Source organism: Parvimonas sp. D9 (genome assembly GCF_035282565.1).
In the GTDB taxonomy this organism is placed as follows: domain Bacteria; phylum Bacillota; class Clostridia; order Tissierellales; family Peptoniphilaceae; genus Parvimonas; species Parvimonas micra.
In genome coordinates, this window is record NZ_JAYKBM010000276.1 from 1 (window position 1) to 234 (window position 234).

Below are 234 nucleotides of genomic sequence, written 5' to 3' on the forward strand. Positions count from 1 at the left end.
ATGTCGGGACGGTCATCGTCGACGAGGTGCACGCGGTAGCCGCGACCAAGCGCGGCGCGCACCTCGCCGTCAGCCTCGAGCGGCTCGACGCGCTGCGCCGCGCGGACGACCCGGAGCGGCCCGCCGCCCAGCGCATCGGCCTGTCGGCCACCGTGCGACCCATCGAGGAGGTCGCGCGCTTCCTCGGGGGCACCGCGCCCGTCGAGATCGTCGCGCCGCCGGCCACGAAGACGT

Annotated in this window: 1 protein-coding gene; it reads left to right on the forward strand. The window is 76.1% G+C overall.

Going from position 1 to position 234, the window contains the following annotated elements; translation table 11 throughout:
- Positions 1-234, forward strand: a 234-nt coding sequence (locus tag VJI94_RS08860) for a hypothetical protein (RefSeq protein WP_324009110.1), incomplete at both ends; no start/stop codon positions are given.